This window comes from Robertkochia solimangrovi, from assembly GCF_007279655.1.
GTDB lineage: Bacteria > Bacteroidota > Bacteroidia > Flavobacteriales > Flavobacteriaceae > Robertkochia > Robertkochia solimangrovi.
This window is the reverse complement of sequence record NZ_QKWN01000002.1, coordinates 366,906-390,909: the sequence shown is the minus strand read 5'-3', so window position 1 is coordinate 390,909 and position 24,004 is coordinate 366,906. Positions and strand designations below refer to the sequence as shown.

Annotated in this window: 24 protein-coding genes; 18 read left to right on the top strand and 6 right to left on the bottom strand. The window is 39.6% G+C overall.

Going from position 1 to position 24,004, the window contains the following annotated elements; translation table 11 throughout:
- Nucleotides 1–30: 30 nt before the first annotated feature.
- A complete protein-coding gene (gene porX / locus DMZ48_RS05605) occupies nt 31–1,578 on the top strand; it encodes a T9SS response regulator signal transducer PorX (protein WP_143954132.1) in 1,548 nt (515 codons plus the stop codon).
- A gap of 240 nt (nt 1,579–1,818) precedes the next feature.
- Here the strand turns inward: porX and DMZ48_RS05600 are convergent, their stop codons facing one another.
- Nucleotides 1,819–2,127: a hypothetical protein gene (locus DMZ48_RS05600; protein ID WP_143954131.1), complete on the bottom strand. Its 309-nt coding sequence runs from the start codon at nt 2,125–2,127 to the stop codon at nt 1,819–1,821.
- 91 nt (nt 2,128–2,218) lie between these two features.
- Here DMZ48_RS05600 and DMZ48_RS05595 point away from each other — a divergent pair, with 91 nt between their 5' ends.
- Complete coding sequence (locus DMZ48_RS05595; protein WP_143954130.1) at nt 2,219–2,605, top strand: hypothetical protein; 387 nt, start codon at nt 2,219–2,221, stop codon at nt 2,603–2,605.
- A gap of 12 nt (nt 2,606–2,617) precedes the next feature.
- On the opposite strand, the gene DMZ48_RS05590 is transcribed toward DMZ48_RS05595, so the two are convergent.
- Nucleotides 2,618–3,823: a hypothetical protein gene (locus tag DMZ48_RS05590; RefSeq protein ID WP_143954129.1), complete on the bottom strand. Its 1,206-nt coding sequence runs from the start codon at nt 3,821–3,823 to the stop codon at nt 2,618–2,620.
- Nucleotides 3,824–3,906: 83 nt separating this feature from the next.
- On the opposite strand from DMZ48_RS05590, the gene tsaE reads away from it, so the two are divergent.
- From tsaE to DMZ48_RS05570, 5 genes are all read left to right on the top strand, one after another.
- Entirely contained in the window at nt 3,907–4,314 is a 408-nt protein-coding gene (tsaE, locus tag DMZ48_RS05585; RefSeq protein WP_143954128.1) for a tRNA (adenosine(37)-N6)-threonylcarbamoyltransferase complex ATPase subunit type 1 TsaE, read from the top strand.
- 140 nt (nt 4,315–4,454) lie between these two features.
- Nucleotides 4,455–4,613 (top strand): hypothetical protein, encoded by a 159-nt coding sequence (locus DMZ48_RS18665; RefSeq protein WP_199287940.1) that lies wholly within the window; start codon nt 4,455–4,457, stop codon nt 4,611–4,613.
- A 138-nt stretch (nt 4,614–4,751) separates the two neighbouring features.
- Complete coding sequence (locus tag DMZ48_RS05580) at nt 4,752–5,282, top strand: hypothetical protein (protein ID WP_143954127.1); 531 nt, start codon at nt 4,752–4,754, stop codon at nt 5,280–5,282.
- 37 nt (nt 5,283–5,319) lie between these two features.
- Nucleotides 5,320–6,519, top strand: coding sequence for an alanine dehydrogenase (locus DMZ48_RS05575; RefSeq protein ID WP_143954126.1), 1,200 nt, complete (start codon nt 5,320–5,322; stop codon nt 6,517–6,519).
- Between the two features lies 1 nt (nt 6,520).
- Nucleotides 6,521–6,895, top strand: a complete 375-nt coding sequence (locus tag DMZ48_RS05570; protein ID WP_143954125.1) for a DUF4258 domain-containing protein — start codon at nt 6,521–6,523, stop codon at nt 6,893–6,895.
- Between the two features lie 7 nt (nt 6,896–6,902).
- Here DMZ48_RS05570 and DMZ48_RS05565 read toward each other — a convergent pair whose 3' ends face one another.
- On the bottom strand, nt 6,903–8,069 hold the full coding sequence (locus tag DMZ48_RS05565) for a proline dehydrogenase family protein (RefSeq protein WP_143954124.1): 1,167 nt from the start codon (nt 8,067–8,069) through the stop codon (nt 6,903–6,905).
- A gap of 99 nt (nt 8,070–8,168) precedes the next feature.
- On the opposite strand from DMZ48_RS05565, the gene aroB reads away from it, so the two are divergent.
- The 6 genes from aroB (at nt 8,169) to DMZ48_RS05540 (ending at nt 13,141) form a co-directional block, all read left to right on the top strand.
- Entirely contained in the window at nt 8,169–9,236 is a 1,068-nt protein-coding gene (gene aroB / locus DMZ48_RS05560; RefSeq protein WP_143954123.1) for a 3-dehydroquinate synthase, read from the top strand.
- Between the two features lie 62 nt (nt 9,237–9,298).
- A complete protein-coding gene (locus DMZ48_RS18530; RefSeq protein WP_162558672.1) occupies nt 9,299–9,460 on the top strand; it encodes a hypothetical protein in 162 nt (53 codons plus the stop codon).
- Nucleotides 9,461–9,533: 73 nt separating this feature from the next.
- The gene (locus DMZ48_RS05555; protein WP_143954122.1) at nt 9,534–10,931 is read left to right on the top strand and encodes an arginine decarboxylase; all 1,398 of its coding nucleotides are present in this window, start codon (nt 9,534–9,536) and stop codon (nt 10,929–10,931) included.
- Nucleotides 10,924–11,805, top strand: coding sequence for an agmatinase (gene speB, locus DMZ48_RS05550; RefSeq protein ID WP_143954121.1), 882 nt, complete (start codon nt 10,924–10,926; stop codon nt 11,803–11,805). Before DMZ48_RS05555 ends, speB begins: the two co-directional genes overlap by 8 nt.
- Nucleotides 11,798–12,775: a deoxyhypusine synthase family protein gene (locus DMZ48_RS05545; protein ID WP_143954120.1), complete on the top strand. Its 978-nt coding sequence runs from the start codon at nt 11,798–11,800 to the stop codon at nt 12,773–12,775. The genes speB and DMZ48_RS05545 overlap by 8 nt, the downstream gene beginning before the upstream one ends.
- 69 nt (nt 12,776–12,844) lie before the next feature.
- Nucleotides 12,845–13,141, top strand: coding sequence for a hypothetical protein (locus DMZ48_RS05540; protein WP_143954119.1), 297 nt, complete (start codon nt 12,845–12,847; stop codon nt 13,139–13,141).
- A 98-nt stretch (nt 13,142–13,239) separates the two neighbouring features.
- On the opposite strand, the gene DMZ48_RS05535 is transcribed toward DMZ48_RS05540, so the two are convergent.
- The gene (locus tag DMZ48_RS05535) at nt 13,240–13,788 is read right to left on the bottom strand and encodes a type 1 glutamine amidotransferase domain-containing protein (protein ID WP_143954118.1); all 549 of its coding nucleotides are present in this window, start codon (nt 13,786–13,788) and stop codon (nt 13,240–13,242) included.
- Nucleotides 13,789–13,891: 103 nt separating this feature from the next.
- On the bottom strand, nt 13,892–14,413 hold the full coding sequence (locus DMZ48_RS05530) for a DinB family protein (RefSeq protein ID WP_143954117.1): 522 nt from the start codon (nt 14,411–14,413) through the stop codon (nt 13,892–13,894).
- A gap of 157 nt (nt 14,414–14,570) precedes the next feature.
- Between DMZ48_RS05530 and DMZ48_RS05525 the strand changes: the two genes are divergently transcribed.
- The 3 genes from DMZ48_RS05525 (at nt 14,571) to DMZ48_RS05515 (ending at nt 21,282) form a co-directional block, all read left to right on the top strand.
- Nucleotides 14,571–17,396 (top strand): gluzincin family metallopeptidase, encoded by a 2,826-nt coding sequence (locus tag DMZ48_RS05525; RefSeq protein ID WP_143954116.1) that lies wholly within the window; start codon nt 14,571–14,573, stop codon nt 17,394–17,396.
- A gap of 204 nt (nt 17,397–17,600) precedes the next feature.
- A complete protein-coding gene (locus DMZ48_RS05520; protein WP_143954115.1) occupies nt 17,601–20,012 on the top strand; it encodes an alpha-ketoacid dehydrogenase subunit alpha/beta in 2,412 nt (803 codons plus the stop codon).
- Nucleotides 20,013–20,235: 223 nt separating this feature from the next.
- Nucleotides 20,236–21,282 (top strand): GMP reductase, encoded by a 1,047-nt coding sequence (locus DMZ48_RS05515; RefSeq protein WP_143954114.1) that lies wholly within the window; start codon nt 20,236–20,238, stop codon nt 21,280–21,282.
- A gap of 3 nt (nt 21,283–21,285) precedes the next feature.
- Here the strand turns inward: DMZ48_RS05515 and holA are convergent, their stop codons facing one another.
- Nucleotides 21,286–22,290, bottom strand: a complete 1,005-nt coding sequence (gene holA / locus DMZ48_RS05510) for a DNA polymerase III subunit delta (RefSeq protein ID WP_143954113.1) — start codon at nt 22,288–22,290, stop codon at nt 21,286–21,288.
- Nucleotides 22,291–22,371: 81 nt separating this feature from the next.
- Here holA and DMZ48_RS05505 point away from each other — a divergent pair, with 81 nt between their 5' ends.
- Both DMZ48_RS05505 and DMZ48_RS05500 read left to right on the top strand, forming a co-directional pair.
- Entirely contained in the window at nt 22,372–22,818 is a 447-nt protein-coding gene (locus DMZ48_RS05505; RefSeq protein WP_143954112.1) for a type I restriction enzyme HsdR N-terminal domain-containing protein, read from the top strand.
- 66 nt (nt 22,819–22,884) lie between these two features.
- Complete coding sequence (locus DMZ48_RS05500) at nt 22,885–23,889, top strand: glycosyltransferase family 2 protein (RefSeq protein WP_143954111.1); 1,005 nt, start codon at nt 22,885–22,887, stop codon at nt 23,887–23,889.
- Nucleotides 23,890–24,004: the final 115 nt, after the last annotated feature.

Genomic DNA, 24,004 nt, shown 5'->3' with positions numbered 1-24,004 from the left:
AAATGTTAAATACAAATATACATCAATAGAATGAATGAAATAAACATACTTTGGGTTGATGATGAGATCGATCTGCTGAAGCCACACATCATGTTTTTAGAAGATAAAAATTACCGTGTGGATACCTGTAAAAGCGGAGCGGATGCTGTTGAGGAGGTTGACCGAAAGAATTATGATATTATCTTTCTGGATGAGAACATGCCGGGTTTAAGCGGGTTGGAAGCATTAAGTGAAATAAAAGCGAAAAGACCAAACCTTCCTGTGGTGATGATCACAAAGAGCGAAGAGGAATATATAATGGAGGAAGCGATTGGCTCAAAGATCGCCGATTATCTTATCAAGCCTGTAAATCCGAATCAAATTTTATTGAGTCTCAAAAAGAACCTGGACCATTCCAGGCTGGTTTCAGAAAAGACAACTTCCAGTTATCAACAGGAATTCAGAAAAATCGCCATGGATCTTGCGATGGTGAATAATCATGAAGAATGGTCTGATCTGTATCGAAAGCTGGTCTACTGGGAAATGGAGCTGGAGAACATCGAAGATGTAGGTATGATCGAAATCCTAGAATCTCAAAAGATCGAAGCGAATCGTCAATTCGGAAAATTCATCGAAAAACAATATCCTGGCTGGTTCGAGGATGAAGATGCGCCCGTAATGTCACATACACTTTTCAAGGAACTGGTGGTACCGGAATTTAAGGATGACAAACCTATTTTACTCGTTGTTATCGATAATCTAAGGTATGATCAATGGAAAGCTTTTGAATCAGTTATTACGAATTACTATAAAAAACAATCAGAAACCTCCTATTACAGCATACTCCCTACTGCTACACAATATGCCAGAAATGCAATTTTCTCAGGATTGATGCCTTTGGAAATGGAAAAATTACACCCGGACCTTTGGAAGAACGACACTGATGAGGGCGGCAAGAATATGCATGAATCCGATTTTCTGGAGCGCCAGATCCGGAGACTTGGATTAAAGATCAATTGGGAATATCATAAAATTTCCAGTTTAAGAGCAGGAAAACATCTCGCACAAAATTTCACCAGCCAAAAGAACAATGATCTGACGGTTGTCGTTTATAATTTTGTCGACATGCTCTCTCACTCTAAAACAGAGATGGAGGTGGTAAAGGAGCTCGCTTCCAATGATAAAGCTTACCGTTCCCTTACGTTAAGCTGGTTCAAAAACTCTCCGTTGCTGGAGATCATACAACAGGCACAACGTCTTGGCTTTAAATTATTGATCACGACCGATCATGGTACTATAAACGCGAAGAATCCTTCAAAGGTGATCGGAGACAGAGATACAAGCCTGAACTTACGCTATAAGACAGGAAAGAGTCTGACCTATGAAGATAAAGAGGTCTATGCGGTAAAACGTCCTGCAGAAATTCACCTTCCCTCTATCAACATGAGTAGTTCTTTCATCTTTGCCAAGGATGATCTGTTTTTTGCATATCCCAACAACTACAATCATTATGTAAGTTATTATAAGAACACCTACCAACATGGTGGAATTTCGCTGGAGGAGATGATCATTCCTTTTGTAGTACTGAATCCAAAATAAAAAACCTGTTTCTTGTATGAAAATATAGGAAACAGGTCTTATCGTTATTTTTCGATCATTCGTTAGAAATGATTATAAATCTGTGTAATACGCGTGGTCTGATAATGTTTTGCAATACGTCGAATTCAGACATAACAATCCCGGCCCGAAAAATAGAATTTATCAGGACCGGACTAAAATACTCGCTTTTTGTCGACTAACTTCTACATATATGATGATGAAGTGGCGACACAAAAAAGTTTAGCCTCTTTGGTTGATTTTTTTACCAAAAACTACTTTTAAGTAATCTTCAACAATAAATCTCATGGGAACATGTAAATATTCCGGGGTATTCTTAACCTCAAAAGGAAGACATTCATAGAGCGCAATTGTCGCTAACACAGGAAGTTCCTCAAAAGGGAGCATACCATCGGTACCCTGAAAGAACAGGTTGTCTGATTCGTCCATATAGAAAGCGATATAATCTGGCTCCCTATACTCCTTCAATGTGAGCAAAAACATCAGTTTTTTGCCATTGAAATTCTCAATGTTTAGTGGTAAGATAGGCATAAACAGGTTAATTAATTTGTTTTAATTGGATTTGGTTCTACAAGTATATAGATTTTTTTCTATTTTTGAAAAAAACTTTTAAAAAAATATCATGGCAAAAGCAATTGATCGGATTTTTTCTATAATAAAATCTTTGGGGATGAGTGCCAGACAGTTTGATATGTCCATTGGAGCCTCAAATGGATATACCCTCCGAATGAAAAAGAACAATGCCTCTGTAGGAAGTGATATTCTGGAAAGAATCGTAGAAAAGTACCCCTTTGTAAATATTAACTGGATCGTGACCGGGAAAGGAAATATGTTTGGGGTTGAAACTGAGGACAAAGGTCCACAGGAAATGAGCCTGGATGAGATCGAAGCGGTAATTGATGCTAAGATCAAAGCCTTACATAATGAAGATCTTAAGGCCCTTGCTGAGAAACTCAACAAGGAGATCGAAAAGACCAAATTAAAGATAGAAGAGGAAAACCAGGCATAGTTCCTGGTTTTCTTATTCCTCCCACTCCCTGATTCTGTACTTCAGGGACTCTAATTCTTGCAAATAATCTTCTAAAGCCAACCCCTCCCCTTCATGTTTTAGCCTGCAGAATTCCTCATGCAGCAAATGGTTTCTTTTCTTTTTTAGAGTGAAATTGATCAGTTTTTTATTAAGAGAGACCTCGATGAGATGGTAAAACTCTCTCACTGCTACATATTGATTGACTTTAAAGGAAATTATCAGCATTTTACCAAGTATTAAAAGCATAAGAGGAAGGATAAATACTATTTCACTTGTGTTAGTGATCCCATCCTGATTTACTAATAGCTCGGAGTATTGAAACAAAAAAATGGTGAGCGGCACCAGTATAACATACTTCCACCAATGCTTCGAAATAAAGAACCAGATACTCATCGGTAATACCATTGATAGATTGAACAAAAACCACTCCGATTGGACTTCAGGCCGGTAAAAGGAAGGCGTCATCAATAGTTCCTGAAACGGAATGGACGCTGCTGACACCTTAATAACCTTCTGAAGTATTACTGCTACAGGCAGCAGAATCATAATTAAAGAAACAACTATACCAGTTCGCCGACGCATACCAGAAACTGGAGCGTCATGACTGAAAGTTCTGATCAGGTTCATCCTGCTGCTTTGCCGGGTAAATTCAGCGATCAATTCTGATAACGTACTTTCTTCCAACTTCACATCCTTCAGTTTTTGATAGATTCTACGAAACTCTGTCAACTCTTTTTGAAGATCATTGATCATTGGCAGGTTCACAGAATTTAAATGCAATTTTTGCTGCAAAGAGAATTTGTAATAACCAACCTGCCATGAAGCGAAAAGCAAGAGTATATTATTAGAGGCCACTGACAAACCGATCAGAACCCCACCAAAATCAAGTCTCAGCAGTAATACGATCATTTGAAATACCTGAAAACTGAGAAGTGTAAAGGTTGGTAAAATCACATATCGCCACCTGCCGGATTCGGTAAAGAACCAGATCGCCAGAAAATGCAACAAGGATATACGCAGGATAACAATGCAAAGATCCTGACGTGTTTCAGGTACACTATACAGTGCATCACCCCAATTCGAGCCCGGTGGTATTAAAAAGAAAATAAACAGGGCCATTGCGAAGAAAACTACGCTATTAATTATTAGAAAATCAACGAATAAGATTCGATTATATAATAACTTTGCAAATGTCATAATGCTGTATTTGACAACCAATATAGTATATATTCTATATTATAACAAAAATTACTTATAAACATTAAGCTTATATACCTGCTATGAATACAATTGTATATGAACTGGATACAGTTAATGCAACCGCTGCTAAGATCCTGGACCTACTGAAATATAAAACGGTACTCTTTAAAGGCAAGATGGGGGCCGGTAAAACAACCCTGATAAAAGCCCTGGTTAAAGCGATGGGAAGTGAAGATATTGTATCAAGTCCAACCTTCTCACTAGTGAATGAATATGAAGGAGAAGAGGGTTCAATATATCATTTTGACCTCTATCGACTCGAAAATTCTTCAGATGCATATGATATAGGGTTAGATGAATACCTGGATAGTGGTCAGTATTGTCTTATTGAGTGGCCCGAAAGAATTTCTGACATTTTATCGAACGAGGTGTCGTTAATCGAGATAAAAGTGCTTTTTAACGGAAAAAGAGAGGTTTTGATTTCCTGAATCTCTAATTTCACCCCGATTTACTAGACCCCAAATCGTTGTATGTTAAAAAAAACACCTAATATACGACAAAGGTTTTTATTATCCATATTTTTTTTTTGGCTATGTTTGAACAACTGAAAACCAAAAAAACTAATATCATGTCTATCAAAAAAATTACTTTCGCTGTATTTGCTATTGCTTTACTTTCAACTTCTTTAATTTCCTGTTCCCCTAACAGTGTAGCTGATGAGGATAGTTTATATCAAACTCACCAGGGAATTGACCGTAACAAGATAAAAATCATTCCTGGAGCATAAGGATAAAAAATACTAACAATATTGTAGAAAAACTGATAATTCATACCGATTATCAGTTTTTTTTGTTTTTAAGTATATACAATTTATATTTGAGGGATGTAATTTTAACCCAAATTATTAATTACTAAACCTACAACTATGTCCCAATTACCAACTAACCTTAAGCAACAAGGCTCCAAATCCTTATGGTTGGGAAGTTTGGTTGCCTTTGTGATTGCTATTTCTCCCTATATATTCTATTTATATGAAGGCATACCTGATGTAAAGGTATGGGAGACTCCTTTTTTTACTTTTGAAAGCAATTATAATGAAAGCGTACAGGTCTTTGCCTGGGTATTTCTCAACAAATTCGTGCCGCTTTACTTAGCAATCATATGGTTCCTCACTTGTAAACATTGGTGGTATCATGTTATTCTGATACCGATAAGCATGTTTATATTTCAGACTATAACAGTAGTTAATATCGATATTAAATATGTGGATGAGATGGAATTCTACTACATTATACCGGTAATGATGATTGTTATTCCTGTGGTTTACCTTATCCGTCTAAAACTTTTTGATAAAGTGGTTCACGGTATTGACCTGAAAGAGATCGATCTGGAACTTAAGAAATATGAAGAGGAAGAAAAACACCTTGAAAAAGAGGCTAAGTTTTACCAGTCTTAAAAACTTTAGTTAAATTAGAGTTTTTAATTAACCGCTGATGTCGTATCCAAGTTCACCGTTTACCAAGCAGGAACTAATACCCCAGGAAGAAACCCTAGAGATTTTAAAGCAAAAAGGACAACTTTTTATTGGGATCCCCAAGGAAAGTTCCTATCAGGAGAGTCGTGTATGCCTCACCCCTGACGCAGTAAATGCTCTTACCGCTCATGGCCATCGCGTAATCGTTGAGTCAAATGCGGGGGAAGGAGCTAATTACAGTGATATTGAATATAGTAATGCCGGTGCTGAAATTACATCAGATACCAAAAAGGTATTCTCCTGCCCTATTCTTTTAAAAGTAGAGCCTCCTTCCATCAAGGAACTGGCTTATGTTAACCCACAAACCATCATTATCTCCGCCCTGCAGATCAAGACTCAAAGCAAGAGATACTTTGAAGAGCTGGCAAAAAGAAGAGTCACAGCATTGGCCTTTGAATTCATTAAGGACGAAGATGGAAATTATCCAGCAGTAAGAGCCCTTAGTGAAATTGCCGGCACAGCCTCTGTGCTAATCGCGGCGGAATTGATGACCAATGTCAATAAAGGAAACGGACTCATGTTTGGGAATATTACCGGAGTTCCACCAGTGGATGTAGTGATTCTCGGCGCCGGAACCGTCGGGGAATTTGCAGCAAGATCCGCTTTGGGACTCGGAGCTAATGTAAAAGTATTCGATAATTCGATCACAAGACTCCGAACCCTGCAAACGAACCTTAATCGTTTATTATATACCTCTACCCTACAACCTAAAAACCTTCTTAAAGCCCTGAAACGCTGCGATGTGTTGATAGGTGCCGTCCGAGGTGTCGATCGCGCTCCCGTCCTGGTTTCAGAATCGATGGTGGAGAATATGAAGAATGGATCGGTGCTAATCGATGTGAGCATCGATATGGGAGGTTGTATTGAAACCAGCGAAGTGACCACCCATGACAAGCCGACCTTTGTTAAACATGGGGTCATTCACTATTGCGTTCCTAATATTCCAGCCCGTTATTCCCGATCCGCTTCCGTTTCTATCAGCAATATCTTTACGCCTTATTTACTTAAAATAGGTGAAGATGGCGGACTTGAACATTCTTTAAGATTTGATAAGGGTTTGCGAAATGGTTTGTACTTTTACCACGGAATTCTGACCAGTAAGGCAGTTGCTGAATGGTTTGATCTATCCTATCGTGATATTAACCTATTGATTTTCTAATATGCCTTTTCTCAAAAAACTTGGTTTTTTCCTGATCGGATTATCGATCGGATTGGTCATTGTCGCTTATTTCATGAAAGAAAAGAAAGTTGAGTTTTGTTACTTTCCCAATTGCAGAGTATTGAAAGACCTGCGGGAAAAACAAATGACTTTTTCTCCCGAGGTCCGACAACTTATCGATAATAAAATAATTTTAAAAGAACAGATCGACACCGTACTTCTCGACGGAACTGTAGATTTTTCCAAAAGCAATACTGAAACCGATCCCTGTAAATCTTATTACATCAGTGGTTATATGGCTGAAAAAGAAGTAGCCTTAACCGTAGATCGTTGTGACAGTATCGCTGAAATCAAGAAGATTATGATCCTCGAATAATCGGGGATCACAATTTTCTTCTGCGTCTTTCTTCTGTGAGTAAACTTAGTTCACGCGTGGTCTGACCCGCAACCGAAGTATTTTCTTCAGCCCTCCTGATCAGGTATGGCATCACATCACGAACCGGTCCGAATGGGAGATATTTTGCTACATTATATCCATTTGCGGCAAGATTAAAGGTAATATGATCACTCATTCCATATAATTGTCCGAACCAAATTCCCGGATCATTTGAAGGAATTCCTTTTTCCTTCATAAGCCGCATCATCAAATAGGTGCTATCTTCGTTGTGAGTGCCTAAAAATACCGCGATACGATCCAGTCGTTCCATAATAAAATGAACGGTTTCATTATAATTATCATCCGTTGCCTTTTTCGAAGCACAGATCGGTGTAGGATATCCTTTCTCTTCAGCCCTGTCATTCTCCTTTTCCATATAAGCACCCCTGACAAGCTTCATTCCGATATAGAAACCTTCTTTTTCAGCTTTTGCGTATAATTCTTTCAGATAATCCAATCGATCCCACCGATAAAGTTGAAGGGTATTGTAAACGATAGCCTTCTCTTTGTTGTAGCGACGCATCATTTCCTCATTCACATCATCAGCAGCCTTTTGCATCCAGCTTTCTTCAGAGTCGATCAAAAGCGCTACATCCAGATCATGCGCTTTCTTGCAGATAAGGTCAAAACGCTTAAGAACACGGTCCCATTCAGCCTTTTCCTCCGCCGACAATTTCTCTTCATCCCCTACCTTTCGGTACAGATCGAATCTTCCAATCGCGGTAGGCTTGAAGACTGCGAATGGAATAGCATCTTTCTCTTTAACAAATTCCAGGATCTTTATAGTGCGCTCTGTTACGTCATCGAATTGCTTATCGGTTTCCTTTCCTTCTACCGAATAATCCAACACTGAACTCACACCCACTTCATACATCGCATCCACTGTTTTCAGGCAGTCTTTTTCATTAACACCACCACAAAAATGATCAAAGACCGTGGCTCTGATCAGGCCTTCAACCGGTAAATGTGCCTTAATGGCAAAATTGGTTACAGCGGTTCCGATACGCACAAGGGGCTGATTGGCGATCATTCGGAATAAAAAATAAGCCCGTTCAAGTTCTGAGTCACTTTTCGTTCTGAAAGCGATCTCTGTGTTATTAAAGATCTTATCCATGCTGATTTCTAAATTTTGCGCAAATATAGTATTTGAAATTCTACATTTTTAAATGAAAATGCTGTTATTTTGCCAGACACATCAATAATATTGTTATAAATGTTGGAGTCTATCAAAAGTGTAAGCAGCACTGTTCATTTTAATCAATTCGGATACGAAAACTTAAACAACTGGATAGCAGAAAGTTCCTATTCCGGAATCTTCGTTTTAGTAGATGAAAACACTCATGAGCACTGTCTTGCTATTTTTCTTCAATATTTAAAGACTACACTTCCAATTGAAGTCATTGAAGTGGAATCGGGAGAGATCAACAAACAACTCTCAACTTGCGGATTGGTTTGGGACACCCTTTCTGAGTTGGGCGCAGACCGAAAAGCACTGATGATCAATCTAGGCGGTGGCGTTATTACAGATATGGGTGGCTTCATAGCATCCTGTTTTATGCGAGGTATAGATTTCGTCAATGTACCCACCACCTTGCTTTCTATGGTCGATGCCTCTGTTGGCGGGAAAACAGGCGTTGATCTCGGCACCCTAAAGAATCAGGTCGGACTTATCATCGAACCGGTAATGGTCATCATAGACCCGGTATACCTGAACACACTGCCCCCACGGGAAATGCGTAGTGGACTTGCTGAAATCCTCAAGCATGGTCTTATCGCAGATGCCGCATATTGGGAACGCCTGAAACATCTTGAGAAACTCGACGCCTCTGAACTTGAAGGTCTCATCCATCATTCTGTGGGCATTAAAAATAATGTGGTGATCCAGGATATCAGGGAAAGCAACCTCAGGAAGATTCTCAATTTCGGACATACACTCGGACATGCTATCGAAACCTACTTCTTAAAAAGTGAAGACCGGGAAAGCTTACTTCATGGAGAAGCTATCGCTGCAGGGATGATCATGGAGTCTTATCTGTCACATGAACTTTTAGGACTTGATGCGAAGACGCTAGACTCCATCAATGAAACCATCACTAATTATTTTGAAAAAGTCCAGATCTCAAAAGAGGATTTCGAACAGATCATCGGATTGATGAAATTCGATAAAAAGAATCTTTCCGGAAATGTAAATTTTGTACTTCTCGAAGATATCGGAAAGCCTGCAATTGACGTAACTGTTGATAAGTCACTGTTAATTAATGCGTTAGAATACTACAATTAATTCATTTTTTGTTGGGATATTTTTAAAAAATATTCATTTTTGTAGTCGCATTAGTTAAGCGGATGAAGTTTAATTATTTTTCCGGATATGCTGAAAATTGGAAGCCGTTTCAGCGTATTGCTCTTCAGGAGGGTACCCGGGCTATTGCCATTACTTCCAATTTTAATACGACGCTCAAAGCTATTCAATTAGCCTCAAAATATCTTGCCTATTTGAGGATCTGATACCATTTTTATTTTTTAACGTTATCTTATTATCAGATCATTTATTTATTTTTAAAATTACAAAAAGGTAAGAATGAAGACCAAATACATAGATCTTATCGATCAAACCTACTATTTCCCTCAGGAGGAGTTCACCCTTGAAGATAATCATCTTAAATTTCACGGAATCGACCTGATGTCATTGGTTGAACAATACGGCGCTCCTTTGAAATTCAACTATTTACCACAGATATCGAATAATATTAAACGGGCAAAGTTCTGGTTTAAAGAAGCGATCGAAAAGCATGATTATAAAGGGAAGTATCATTATTGTTACTGTACAAAAAGCTCACATTTCGCCCACGTACTAAACGAAGCCCTGAAAAATGATATTCATATAGAAACCTCCTCTGCATACGATATTGACATTGTCAAAAATTTAATAGCGCAAGGAAAACTCTCCAAAGACAATTACGTTATCTGTAACGGATTCAAACGAGATAAGTATATCGAGAACATCGCGTCACTGATCAATGATTCTCATAAAAAATGTATTCCGGTGATCGATAATTACGAAGAGTTAAGCCTCCTCGACGAAGCGATCCATGAAAAATTCAATGTAGGTATCCGTATCGCTTCTGAGGAAGAGCCAAAATTTGAATTCTATACCAGTCGGCTTGGCATCGGATATAAGAACATCGTTCCTTTCTACAACAGAGAGATCAAAGATAATAAGAAGGTTTCCTTAAAAATGTTACACTTCTTTATCAACACAGGAATCAGGGATACAGCCTATTACTGGAATGAACTTTTAAAATGTCTGAAAGTATATATTCAGCTTAGAAAGATCTGTCCTACCCTTGATTCACTGAATATAGGTGGTGGTTTTCCGATCAAAAACTCTCTGGCCTTCGAATATGATTATATGTACATGGTGGATGAGATCATCAACCAGATCAAAGTTGCCTGTGAGGAAGCGGATGTCCCTGTACCAAATATCTTTACTGAATTCGGAAGTTTCACCGTTGGAGAAAGCGGTGGTGCCATTTATGAGGTATTATATCAAAAACAACAGAACGATCGTGAGAAATGGAATATGATCGACTCTTCGTTCATCACCACGCTTCCTGACAGCTGGGCGATCAGCAAACGTTTTATCATGCTTGCTGTAAACCGCTGGAATGATGAGTACGAGCGTGTGCTTTTAGGCGGACTCACCTGTGACAGTGATGATTATTACAATTCAGAGCAGAATATGAACGCCATATATCTGCCTAAGTTCAATAAGAATAAGCCTTTATATATCGGATTCTTCAATACGGGTGCCTATCAGGAGACTATCGGAGGCTTTGGCGGATTACAGCACTGCCTGATTCCTACTCCGAAGCATATTCTGATCGACCGGGATGAAGAAGGTAATCTGACCACTAAATTATTTTCGGAACAACAAACTGCTAAAGATTTTTTACAAATTTTAGGTTACAATGAATAAGAGAACTTACGCTGGTATTCCGGAGAAGTACGGTAGATTAGACGACGCTCAGGTTGTACTTATCCCTGTTCCTTATGACGGTACGAGTACTTGGCAAAAAGGCGCTGATAAAGGCCCTGAAGCTTTTCTGGACGCATCAGAAAATATGGAGCGATATGATATAGAGACTCGTTCTGAGCCTTATCGTAAAGGAATCTATCTGGCTCCACCGATCACCGAGAACAGTACTCCGGAAAAAATGGTGGAAGCGGTTTATAAGATCACCAAAAATTATATTAAACAGGATAAGTTCGTAACCCTGTTTGGAGGGGAACATTCCATATCGATCGGTTCCATACGTGCATTTAACGATTCGTTCAAGGATCTTACAGTTTTACATATCGATGCACATGCAGACCTTCGTGAATCGTATGATGGAAGTAAATGCAATCACGCTTGTGCAGTTTATGAAGCTAGTCAGAATACCAAATTGATACAGGTCGGCATCCGCAGTATGGATATTACTGAAGTTGATAATATGGTGGAGGATCAGACTTATTTCGCGAATAAAATGGTACAGGATGATGATTGGATAGACGATTCCATCAGTCAGATGACTGAAAATGTCTTCATCACCTTCGACCTTGATGCTTTTGATCCTTCGATCATGTCATCGACAGGAACCCCGGAACCGGGTGGCTTACTTTGGTATGAAACCCTGTATTATCTTAAACAGGTTTTCAAACAAAAGAATGTGGTAGGCTTCGATATCGTAGAGCTTTGCCCGAACAGTCAGGAAAAATCTTCAGATTTTCTTGCTGCAAAATTGTATTATAAGATGTTAGCTTATAAATTTAAATACGCGAATTCAAAAAATTCAGATGACGATGAGTAATCAACAAGGAGCAATCACTTCATTTATTGAAAAATATTATCTGCATTTCAATGCAGCTGCACTCGTAGATGCCGCCAAGGCCTATGAAGAACAGCTTGATAAAGGTGCAAAGATGATGGTCACTCTTGCAGGAGCAATGAGTACCGCTGAACTCGGTAAAATCTTTGCCGAAATGATCCGTCAGGATAAGGTGCAGATAATTTCATGTACGGGCGCCAACCTCGAGGAAGACATTATGAACCTGGTGGCACACAGTCATTATAAGAGGGTTCCTAATTATCGGGACCTCACTCCGAAGGAAGAATGGGCGCTTTTGGAAAAAGGACTTAACCGGGTTACAGATACCTGTATCCCTGAAGAGGAAGCCTTCAGAAGATTGCAAAAACATATTTATAAGATCTGGAAGGAAGCTGATGAGGCCGGTGAGCGCTATTTCCCTCATGAGTTCATGTATAAAATGTTACTTTCCGGAGTACTTGAAGAGTATTATGAAATCGACATTAAGGATTCCTGGATGTATGCAGCCGCAGAAAAGAATCTGCCGATCGTTGTACCAGGCTGGGAAGACAGTACCATGGGTAACATCTTTGCGTCTTACGTGATGAAGGGAGAATTGAAGGCTACAACCATGAAAAGCGGTATCGAGTATATGACCTACCTCGCAGATTACTATATGAAGAATTCAGACAATGGAATCGGATTCTTTCAGATCGGTGGAGGTATTGCCGGAGATTTCCCGATATGTGTAGTCCCTATGCTTTATCAGGACATGGAGATGCATGATATTCCTTTTTGGAGCTATTTCTGCCAGATCTCTGATTCGACGACCAGTTACGGATCTTATTCCGGAGCTGTTCCTAACGAAAAGATCACCTGGGGTAAACTCGATATCGATACACCAAAATTCATTATTGAATCTGACGCCACCATTGTAGCTCCATTAATTTTCGCTTACTTATTAGGCATGTAATTTTTAATGGAAATACTTGATTATAATATTTTTTTTCTTTTACATTTAGCACTGAATAAATAATCATTTATGAGACGAGTAATTGTTGATTATAAGAAACTTACCAATGAGATCCTGACAATGTTGGTGGAGAAATATCCCGATGGATATGGTGATGATGACATCATAAGGTTTAAAAATGCAAATAACGAAACCATCGAAGCGGTTGAAGTGAGGACAGACGACACCATATACCTGGTTAAGGTAAGTACCAAACTCGCTAATTCCATGGAGAATTTTGAAGATGATGATGATGAAGGATTCGATCACGACGATTCTATAAACACAGATGAATTACAGATCCCGGACGAAGACGACGAGGATTAAACAGGTTATCGTTAGCTGGCAACAGATTTTCGATTTAACCGTATAACATAGAAAAACCCTTCACTTTGAAGGGTTTTTTTATCGATGGATCTATCATTTTATGCCTGCTGCAAGGTATGCTTTCCTTCTTTGATTTCTTCGACAAGCTTTTTATTAAAAGCCGGAAGATCATCCGGGTTTCTGCTGGTTACCAGTGCTTCATCTACAACCACTTCCCGATCTACCCATAACGCTCCGGCATTCTCCAGATCCTTTCGAATAGACTTGTAAGATGTCATTGTTCTTCCATCTACAACACCAGCGTTGATCAGAGACCACGGACCATGACAGATCGCTCCCACCGGTTTATGCTGTTTGAAGAAATCCCGAATAAAGATCAAAGCGTCTTCATCGATTCGCAGTGCATCAGGACTGATCACCCCTCCGGGTAACAATAATGCATCATAATCTTTTGCATTGGCTTGCGATAACGGCTTATCCACTTTAAAGGTCGTTCCCCAATCGGTGTGATCCCAGGACTTTATAGTGTCCTTTTGTGGACTGACCACTTCGGCTTTCCAACCTTGATCCAATAATGCCTTTTGTGGTGAGGTGAGTTCTATTTCTTCAAATCCGTTTGTTGCTAATATTGCGATTCGTTTCATAATTTATATTTTGATGTTTAACAATTCAGTTCATCAATAATATAACCATCCTTATATACAACCCCCGTTATTGAAATTTTAAAATAATGATAATATATGTTAAACCTCAGGAATTGAGATATTTGTCTTTAATAACAAATTCATGGTGAAGCTGATGTCCGCTGATGATAAATCCGACAGCCCTTACCGACATCACTGAACCATTGGCGACACCCTTGAATTGAAGCGCCTCATCATTAAAGGACTGAAATAACCGTATCGAACTTTCCCGAACTGACAAATATTCTTTTAAAAGACTTTCTTTAGTACGTCTTGCGGCAAATGAATTCTTTACAAAATCATCCTGGTCAAATCCCGGAAGTTCCTGCTCACCATGTCGCGCAAACCAAAGCGCCCGTGTTTGAAAAATACGTTCGGCGTCGATAATATGTAAAATCAATTCAGCTAGCGTCCATTTATTTCTCGCATAGGAATAGTACATTTTTTCCTCGGGTATCTTTTTCATCAACTTACTGAAAGCGACCATTCTGGATTTTAATTCCGGTACTAACTCCACATTTCCAAGGGCATTGATATAAGTTGCGTAGAAATTGGCATATTCGGTATTTTCTAACAAAGTAATCTTCATTTGCTTTTTGCTTTTAAATGCAATTGAAATTACAATATTCTGTATACGAATCCATAATTTTTATGATTTTTTTGCCTATAATTGCAAGCAAGCAAGAATTCCTTGTATACCGCCTGATACGAGCGATTCCGAATGTTTAATTGTGTATTGAACTTTAATGTCTAAACCTTCCGTCCCATACATTCTGTTTTTGTTGCTTTTGCTGGTCTTCACCGGATATTCTCAAAGCAGTTATGAGATCAAGGCCCATTTATTACCCAATACCCATCAGATCAATATCGAGCACAAACTGGTTTTCCACAACCAGAGCAATGATACGCTCAATGAGATCTATTTCTATGATTGGAACAACTCATTTTCTAACAAGAATACAGCACTTGCAAAACGGTTTGGAGAAGAATTCAACAAGAACCTGCATCTTGCCAAAAGAGAAGATCGAGGCATTACAAATATCCGAAGTATCAACGATAGTAATTTCGATTACCTGGACTGGGAGCGAATGCCTTCCGGGGATATTATAAGAGTACAATTGAAATATCCGGTATATCCGGGGAAAGAATATACACTGCAGCTTTTTTATGTGATCAAATTACCTAACAGTTCTTTTACCGGATACGGTTTTACAGATGACGGTGATTTCAATTTGCGTTATTGGTATATGATGCCGGCGATCTATGATCACGGTTGGAAACTGTACAGCAACAAGAATCTTTATGATGTCAATCCCAGACACCGAAGAGTTCGGATAGAATTCACCTATCCGGAATCCTATATGATGTTCAGCGATCTGGATCTGGTGGAAAAAAACGAAGAAAACCTGTACACCCGTGAAACCGTTACAGGAAAAGACCGGGGAGACATCAAACTGTTCTTCAGAAAAAAGGGCCAGGGGAACTTTTCAATCTTCAGGAATAATAAGATGGAATTGATCACTGACCTGAGTTCAAAGAATATATCATTGGTTACCCGTGCCGTTTCCTCGGAAAAGGTTATCGATTTCATCAATGAAGAGCTTGGAAGTTATCCTCACGAAAAACTGCTGGTCAGTGAGATCGATTATAAAAATAATCCGCTGTATGGTCTTAACCAATTACCTTCTTTTCTACGCCCGTTTCCTGAAGAATTTCAATACGAGCTTAAGCTGTTAAAAACCACACTGGGAAGTTATCTGGAGAGTAGTTTATTTATGAATAACCGTAAAGAGAAATGGGTTACTGATGGTATTCAGACCTATCTTATGATGAAGTTTGTGGAAAAGTACTATCCGGATATGAAATTACTAGGCAATTTATCTGATAGCTTTTTATTACGGGGATTCCATTTTGCTAAAATGGACTTTAATGATCAGTATCCGTTTCTTTATATGCTTATGGTTCGTCGTAATCAAGACCAACCGTTGGTCACGCCAACCGATGAACTCGTAAAATTCAATCTGGAGATTGCAAACAAGTACAAGGCCGGAGTTGGACTTTCCTATCTGGACCATTATCTGGGAGAAGACTATATTTCTGAACGATTAAAGGCGTATTACAACCAGTTCAAGGGCAACTATACCACCGCCATGGATTTTGAAAATGTATTACAGGCCTTTCCTTCTAAAAATATCGATTGGTTCTTTGATAGCTATGTGAACAGTAATAAGCGAATCGATTTTAAGATTAAAGATTATGCCAGAGAAGGTGATTCTCTATTAGTAAGCATCAAAAATAAGACTGGTAACGATGTTCCGATGACACTTTTTGGTATCGATGATGAGAATCATATCACTTTTAAAAAATGGATCACAAACGTCGAACCGGAAAAAACCATCATGGTTCCTTCAGAGAATGTGAAGAAACTTGCCCTTAATTATGACAAGGTAATTCCGGAGATGAATCAACGTGATAACTGGAAAACCACCAGTGGCTTCTTTTCTACCAACAAACGACTGAAATTTGAATTCATGAAGGATATAGAAGACCCTGATTACTATCAGATCTTTTATGTACCTGTTTTCCGATATAATATCTATGATGGTTTTACACCGGGGATCAGACTTCATAACAAGACGTTTTTGGAACGACCGTTCATTTATGATCTTCAGCCGTCTTATGCCTTAAAAGAAAAAGCGATTACCGGCTCGGGAAGGCTTAATTTCAAACGTTATTTTCAGGAAGGCAATATGTATTACATCAATGCCGGACTTACCGGTTCATCCTTCCATTATGCTCAGAATCTTCGATATAGTACGATCACCCCTTCCCTGACCTTTGGATTCAGGAATAAAGATCTGAGATCCAATGAACGAGAATTTCTAAGTTTGCGATTTGTCAATGTTATCAGGCAGTATTCTCCATCGATCGATACAGATCCTGATTACAGTGTTTTCAATGCCCGGTATATCTATTCCAACAATGGTATAATTAATTACAAGGCATGGTTTACAGATGTTCAGGTGACCAGTTCTTTTGCGAAAATCTCATTAAACTGGGAATACCGAAGACTGTTTGAAAACAACCGCCAATTTAATCTGAGATTCTTTGCTGGAAAGTTTATTTATAATGAAACTAATTCAGATTTTTTCAGCTTTGCATTGGATCGTCCTACCGATTACTTGTTCGATTATGATTATTTCGGTAGGTCGGAAAGCAGCGGACTCTGGAGTCAGCAATTGATCGTTGCGGAAGGGGGCTTCAAATCAAAATTAGACACCCCCTACTCCAACGACTGGATTGCTACCGCTAACACCTCATTTAATTTATGGCGGTGGATCGAACTCTATGGGGATATCGGTGTGATCAGAAATAAGAATGAAAACGCAAAGTTCGTTTATGATTCCGGAATCAGGCTCAATCTGGTAACTGATTATTTTGAATTGTATTTTCCGGTCTATTCGAATAATGGGTGGGAGATCGCTCAACCGGGTTATGATGAACGCATACGCTTTATCGTTACACTCAGTCCCAGAACACTAACCGGATTATTTACACGAAAATGGTTCTGAGTTCGTTATAAAAACAGAATCAGCGATTTAGTCTAAATAAAATAATATTGAATGATTTTCAAGGAAATAGTTGAAATCGCTTAGTATTTTAAATTATATTCAAATTATTGAATTATTTTTAATAAATTTTAATTTTTATTACTTTTTTGCGATTGCATAAGCCACTGAATTTAACTACTTTTGTAAGCGTCTCACAAATTACATATGCAAACAAAGACCAATACACAGCCCGACATTTCCTTTGAAAATTTTAAAGAACAGGTGCTTAACGATTACAAGATAGCGGTTACCAGCCGTGAATGTAGTCTGCTAGGCCGACGCGAGGTATTAACCGGTAAGGCGAAGTTCGGAATTTTCGGAGACGGAAAGGAAGTCCCGCAGCTGGCAATGGCAAGAGCTTTCAAAAACGGAGATTTCCGAAGTGGATATTACAGGGATCAAACTTTTATGATGGCCATAGGTGAATTACAGATCACCCATTTCTTCGCCGGTCTTTATGCACATACAGACATTGAAAAAGAACCCATGAGTGCCGGAAGGCAGATGGGAGGTCACTTTTTGACCACCAGTAATAATCCGGATGGTTCCTGGAATGATCTTACTGCTCAAAAGAACAGCAGTCCTGACATTTCTCCCACTGCCGGGCAAATGCCTCGATTGGTCGGGCTGGCTCAGGCATCGAAGATCTTTCGAAATGTAGCGGAGATCGATCAATCAGGATTATCGGTAAATGGAAACGAAGTTGCCTGGGGAACTATCGGTAACGCCAGTACTTCTGAAGGCCTTTTCTTTGAGGCAATCAATGCAGCCGGTGTTATGCAGATCCCGATGGTAACCAGTATCTGGGATGATGAATACGGTATCTCCGTACACGCAAAGCATCAAACTACTAAAGAAAATATATCGGAGATCCTGAAAGGATTTCAACGTACAGAGGAAGAAAAAGGATTGGAGATCATGGTGGTTAAAGGATGGGATTATCCTGCACTGATCGAAACCTATGAGAAAGCTTCTAAAATAGCACGAGAAGAACATGTTCCTGTGCTGATTCATGTAGTGGAACTCACCCAGCCTCAAGGACACTCTACTTCGGGTTCTCATGAGCGCTACAAGGATGAGGAGCGCCTGCTATGGGAAAAGCAACATGATTGCAACCTCAAAATGAGGGAATGGATGATCGCAAGCGATATCGCTACTGAAGAAGAACTCAGCGACCTTGAGAAACAGATCAAAAAAGCGGTACGTGACGGTAAAAAACAAGCCTGGAGTGATTTTCTTACTCCGATCAAAGCAGATAAGAAAAGACTGGTAGAATTACTGGGAGATCTGGCAGGCACCAGTATTAACAAAGTTTTTATAAACAGGATCAAAAATGATCTTATTGCGATCGAGGAACCGGTAAAAAGAAATGTGATCAGTGCCGCCAGACAATCACTTCGCTATGTTACCGGAGAAGATACTCCTGAAAAGGAAGCGCTTCTGAACTGGATCAATACTTTCTATACCCGAACACAACCCGACTATAGTTCGCACCTATACAGTGAAACCCGTACCAATGCAACCAACATTGCTGAAGTAGCGCCTCAATATGACGCTGAAGCCGAGGAAGTAGACGGAAGGATCGTATTGAGAAACAACTTCGAATCGATCTTTACCAAATACGATAAAGCATTGATTTTCGGTGAGGATAGCGGTACGATCGGTGATGTAAATCAAGGACTTGAAGGCTTACAGAAAAAGTTTGGTGAATATCGGATCGCTGATACCGGAATCAGAGAAGCTACTATAATCGGTCAGGGAATCGGACTTGCTCTTAGAGGACTCCGCCCTATCGCTGAAATCCAGTATCTCGATTATATCCTATATGCGTTACATGTTTTAAGTGATGACCTTGCCAGCATGCTTTACAGAACCATGGGAAAACAAAAGGCTCCATTGATCGTTCGTACACGAGGTCATCGCCTGGAAGGTATATGGCATGCCGGTTCTCAAATGGGCGGACTCATCCATCTTTTAAGAGGTATGTATATCCTTGTGCCAAGAAATATGACCAAAGCAGCAGGATTCTATAATACACTTTTGGAAAGTGATGAGCCAGCACTGGTGATTGAAAGCCTGAACGGTTATCGACTAAAAGAAAAACTACCCAATAATATCGGGGAATTCAAAACTCCCATCGGAGTCGTGGAAACCGTTAAAGAAGGAACCGACATAACTCTGGTTTCATATGGTTCAACCCTCAGGATCGTGGAACGTGTGGCTAGAGAACTTCAGCAAGTGAATATCGATGCGGAAGTAATAGATGCGCAGACATTGCTGCCTTTTGATATTAATCATGACACGGTTCAAAGCCTTAAAAAGACCAATCGCCTGTTAGTGATCGATGAGGATGTTCCAGGAGGTGCATCAGCCTATCTGCTTCAGGAAATATTGGAAAATCAAGGAGGTTACCGCTACCTTGACAGTGCTCCGCAAACATTGACCGCTAAACCACATCGTCCGGCCTATGCAAGTGACGGAGATTATTTCTCTAAGCCGAATGCTGAGGATATCTTTGAAAAGGTTTATGCGATCATGCACGAAGCAAACCCCTCAAAATATCCTCGATTAAAATAGTTTACTCTTTGTAATTCAATTTAGGTGACTAAGTATACGATGATACATAAAGTCAGGGACACTAGTGTCAATAGTGCCATTAGGGACACTGGTGGCATAAGTGACCGTAGCATTACATCGTATTTCATGGGTGATTAACCTCAATTCTACATTCTTAATTCATAATTCTTAACCTTTATTCTCAAATATTTCCTAATTTACTCAGAAGATTAAACCAGGAAATATGCGAATTGAAAATGAGATAAAACTAGGGTTCAAGGATGTTATGATACGCCCAAAACGCTCTACCCTTAAATCACGGAAAGAAGTATCGCTGGAAAGAGAATTCAGTTTTATACACAGTCCTTATAAATGGAAAGGTGTTCCGGTCATGGCAGCCAATATGGATACTACCGGCACTTTTGAAATGGCCAAAGAACTTCTCAAGCATCAACTCATTACCGTTATTCATAAACACTATACGATCGAAGAATGGGCTCAGTTCCTGCAGCATATCGATGCTTCGATTTATGATCATATCGCGGTGAGTACCGGTACCGGTAAAAAAGATACAGAAAAACTCCAGAAATTAATGACCGCATTTCCCGATCTAAAAATCATATGTATCGATGTTGCAAATGGATATTCAGAGCATTTTGTGAATTATGTGAAAGCGGTCCGTAAGCTGTTTCCCGATAAGATCATCATGGGAGGTAATGTCGTGACTGGAGAAATGGTGGAAGAACTTTTACTCGCCGGTGCCGACATTGTAAAGGTTGGTATTGGTCCGGGCAGCGTTTGCACCACCAGGGTTAAGACCGGAGTCGGATATCCACAATTGTCCGCTATCATCGAATGCGCCGATGCCGCTCATGGACTTGGAGGGCAGATCATTTCAGACGGCGGATGCAAAACCCCGGGCGATCTGGCCAAAGCATTTGGCGGCGGAGCAGACTTTGTAATGCTCGGCGGAATGCTCGCCGGGCATGATGAAAGCAGTGGTGAACTTATTGAAAAAAACGGCAAACGCTACAAAAAGTTCTATGGCATGAGTTCAGAAACAGCAATGCAAAAGCATATGGGTGGTGTTGCTGAATATCGCGCAAGTGAAGGGAAAACGGTAGAAATTGCCTATCGTGGGGCCGTGGAACATACGATCAGGGATATCCTGGGAGGACTACGATCTGCCTGTACCTATGTGGGTGCTGCCCGACTAAAGGAACTGACCAAACGCACGACTTTCATCAGAGTGATGGAGCAGGAAAATGAAGTCTTTAATAAAGAAGGCTGATCATCAATACATCAGTTTCACCAGCATTTCTTTAAGCAGATCACCCTGAGTGGCACTTTGATTATTAACACCTTTACCCCTTACATCGATATCTCTGAGAGTGTCGATGGCGTAGCTTACTTTTTTCATCGGATAATGCCTGGCTGCGTTCGCGAACTCTTTAACGAAAAACGGATTCACTCTCAGTACTCCGGCTACATTTTCTCTGGATTTATCAGAAAGGCTATGATAATTTAATAATTGAATAAAGAAATTTGCCAAAGTTCCTATGGTTACTACCAGAGGGTTGTCTTTCGGATTCTGAACGAAATAATTAATGATTCTGAATGCTTTTTGCGCATCCCGCTCACTGATGGCGCTTTTCAACTCAAAATTATTGAAGTCTTTACTGATTCCTATGTTGGTTTCAACTGCTTCAGGAGTTATAGGTTGCTCTTTAGGAACCACTAATTTCAGTTTTTCAAGCTCGTTGCTGATCCGGCCAAGATCATTCCCCAAAAATTCCACAAGCATTTCTGCCGCCTTTGGATGAATCTGGTAACCACTACCGGCGAGCACTTTGCGTATCCAGTCGGCAACCTTATATTCCGGCAACTTCTTGCTCTCAAAGACAAGTCCGTTCTTGGCAAGTGTTTTGGTCACTTTCTTTCTTTTATCCAGCGTCTTATACTTATAACAAAAGACCAATACCGTAGTTGGCTGCGGATTGGATGCATAGGATTCCAGTTTGTCGATGGTCCTTGTCAAATGTTGTGCTTCCTTAACGATCACCACCTGACGTTCTGCCATCATGGGATATCTTTTGGCATTAGCAACGATATCCTCTACGGAAACATCCTTTCCGTAAAGCACCATTTGATTAAATCCTTTCTCCTCTTCACTCAGTACATTCGATTCTATAAATTCAGTGATCTTATCGATATAATAGGGCTCCTCTCCCATCAGAAAATAGATTGGCTTGAATGCTCCCTTTTTAATATCACTAACAATCTTCTTTACTTCGTCCATCTGAATAATTTATCGGGCTCTGGTATAACTTAATTGGGCCTGTGACTTTGTTAAATTGACCGATATTCCCATATTTGCTGCATGCAAAAACTCAATTTTCCGGAATACTCGTTTCGTTTCAAAAATAGTCAAAATAAGCTCCATATCTTTGACCGAATTCGTAAAAAGTTTGTAGTACTGCAACCGGAAGAATGGGTGAGACAACACACACTTTGTTACCTGATCGAAGTAAAGGGATATCCCGAATCACTTATCAACATCGAAAAAGAGCTGACGATCAACAATTTAAAGCGACGTTACGATATCGTGGTATTTAATACCGACGGAAGTATACGGCTTATGGTAGAATGCAAGGCACCTAAGGTAGCTATCACTCAGGCTGTTTTCGATCAGATCGCACGCTATAATTTAGTCGTGGACGCAGAATTCCTCATGGTCACTAACGGACTCAGCCATTACTATTGTAAAATGGATTATGAACAAGAAAAATACCTTTTTATTAGAGAGGTACCTGCGTATTCATCTTAATTTGTATATTTCGACACCATAACGGAATAATTTTTATAAAAAAGGCGGAACCTGCCCATAAATCACATGCGCTTTGCTATCGTCATATTGAATTGGAACGGAAAAGAGCTCCTCAGAAAATTTTTACCTGCGGTGGTTCGTTATTCCGGAAACGCTGAGGTGATCGTAGCCGATAACGCATCAACTGATGATTCGGTGGAATTCTTAAGGAAGTACTATCCTGAGGTAAGAGTGATCATAAACTCATGTAACGGAGGTTACGCCAAAGGATATAATGAAGCTTTGACTCAGGTGGATGCTGATATACTTTGTCTGCTAAACTCGGATGTAGAAGTTACCCCGGAATGGCTCACTCCTATCGAATCTTATTTCCGGGAACATAGCCGGATCGGGATCATGCAACCGAAGATCCTTGATTATAAGAACAAAGATAAATTTGAATATGCCGGAGCCGCCGGTGGATTTATAGACCGACTGGGTTATCCGTTTTGCAGAGGTCGGATTTTCCAATCACTGGAGAACGATAAGGGGCAGTATAATGACAATCGCCCGATTTTCTGGGCAACCGGAGCCTGTATGTTCATCAGAAAAAATGTTTTCGATGAGCTCAAAGGTTTTGATGAAGATTATTTTGCACATCAGGAAGAGATCGATCTTTGCTGGCGTGCACACAACAGAAATTATCAGGTGTACTATATCGGAGAATCGCTGGTTTATCATGTAGGTGGAGCAACACTGAATACGATGAATCCTCAGAAGACTTTTCTAAACTTCAGGAACTCATTATTCTCACTTACCAAGAATCTGCCGAAGAGAAAACTGATACCACTGCTGTTCGCCAGGCTTATACTTGATGGATTAGCCGGAGGGTATTTCCTGTTTCAGTTTAAATTCAGACATTTTACGGCTATATTAAATGCCCATTTCAGTTATTATATTAATTTTGTAAAGATGTTCAAAAAGAGGGACGAGATCAATAAAGACATTAAATATTTTGAATGTACATCCGTTGTTCTAAGTCACTTCGTATATAGAAAGAAACTCTTTAGTGAGGTAGTGAAATCTGACTAAAAAATAGTAGGAAAAATATTTAGTGATTTAATAAAAAATTAACTAAATAGGACTGTAGTCTACTTGCTTTTTATCTATTTTTGCGCTAAACTAAAACTGTTAAACCGTTTATTTA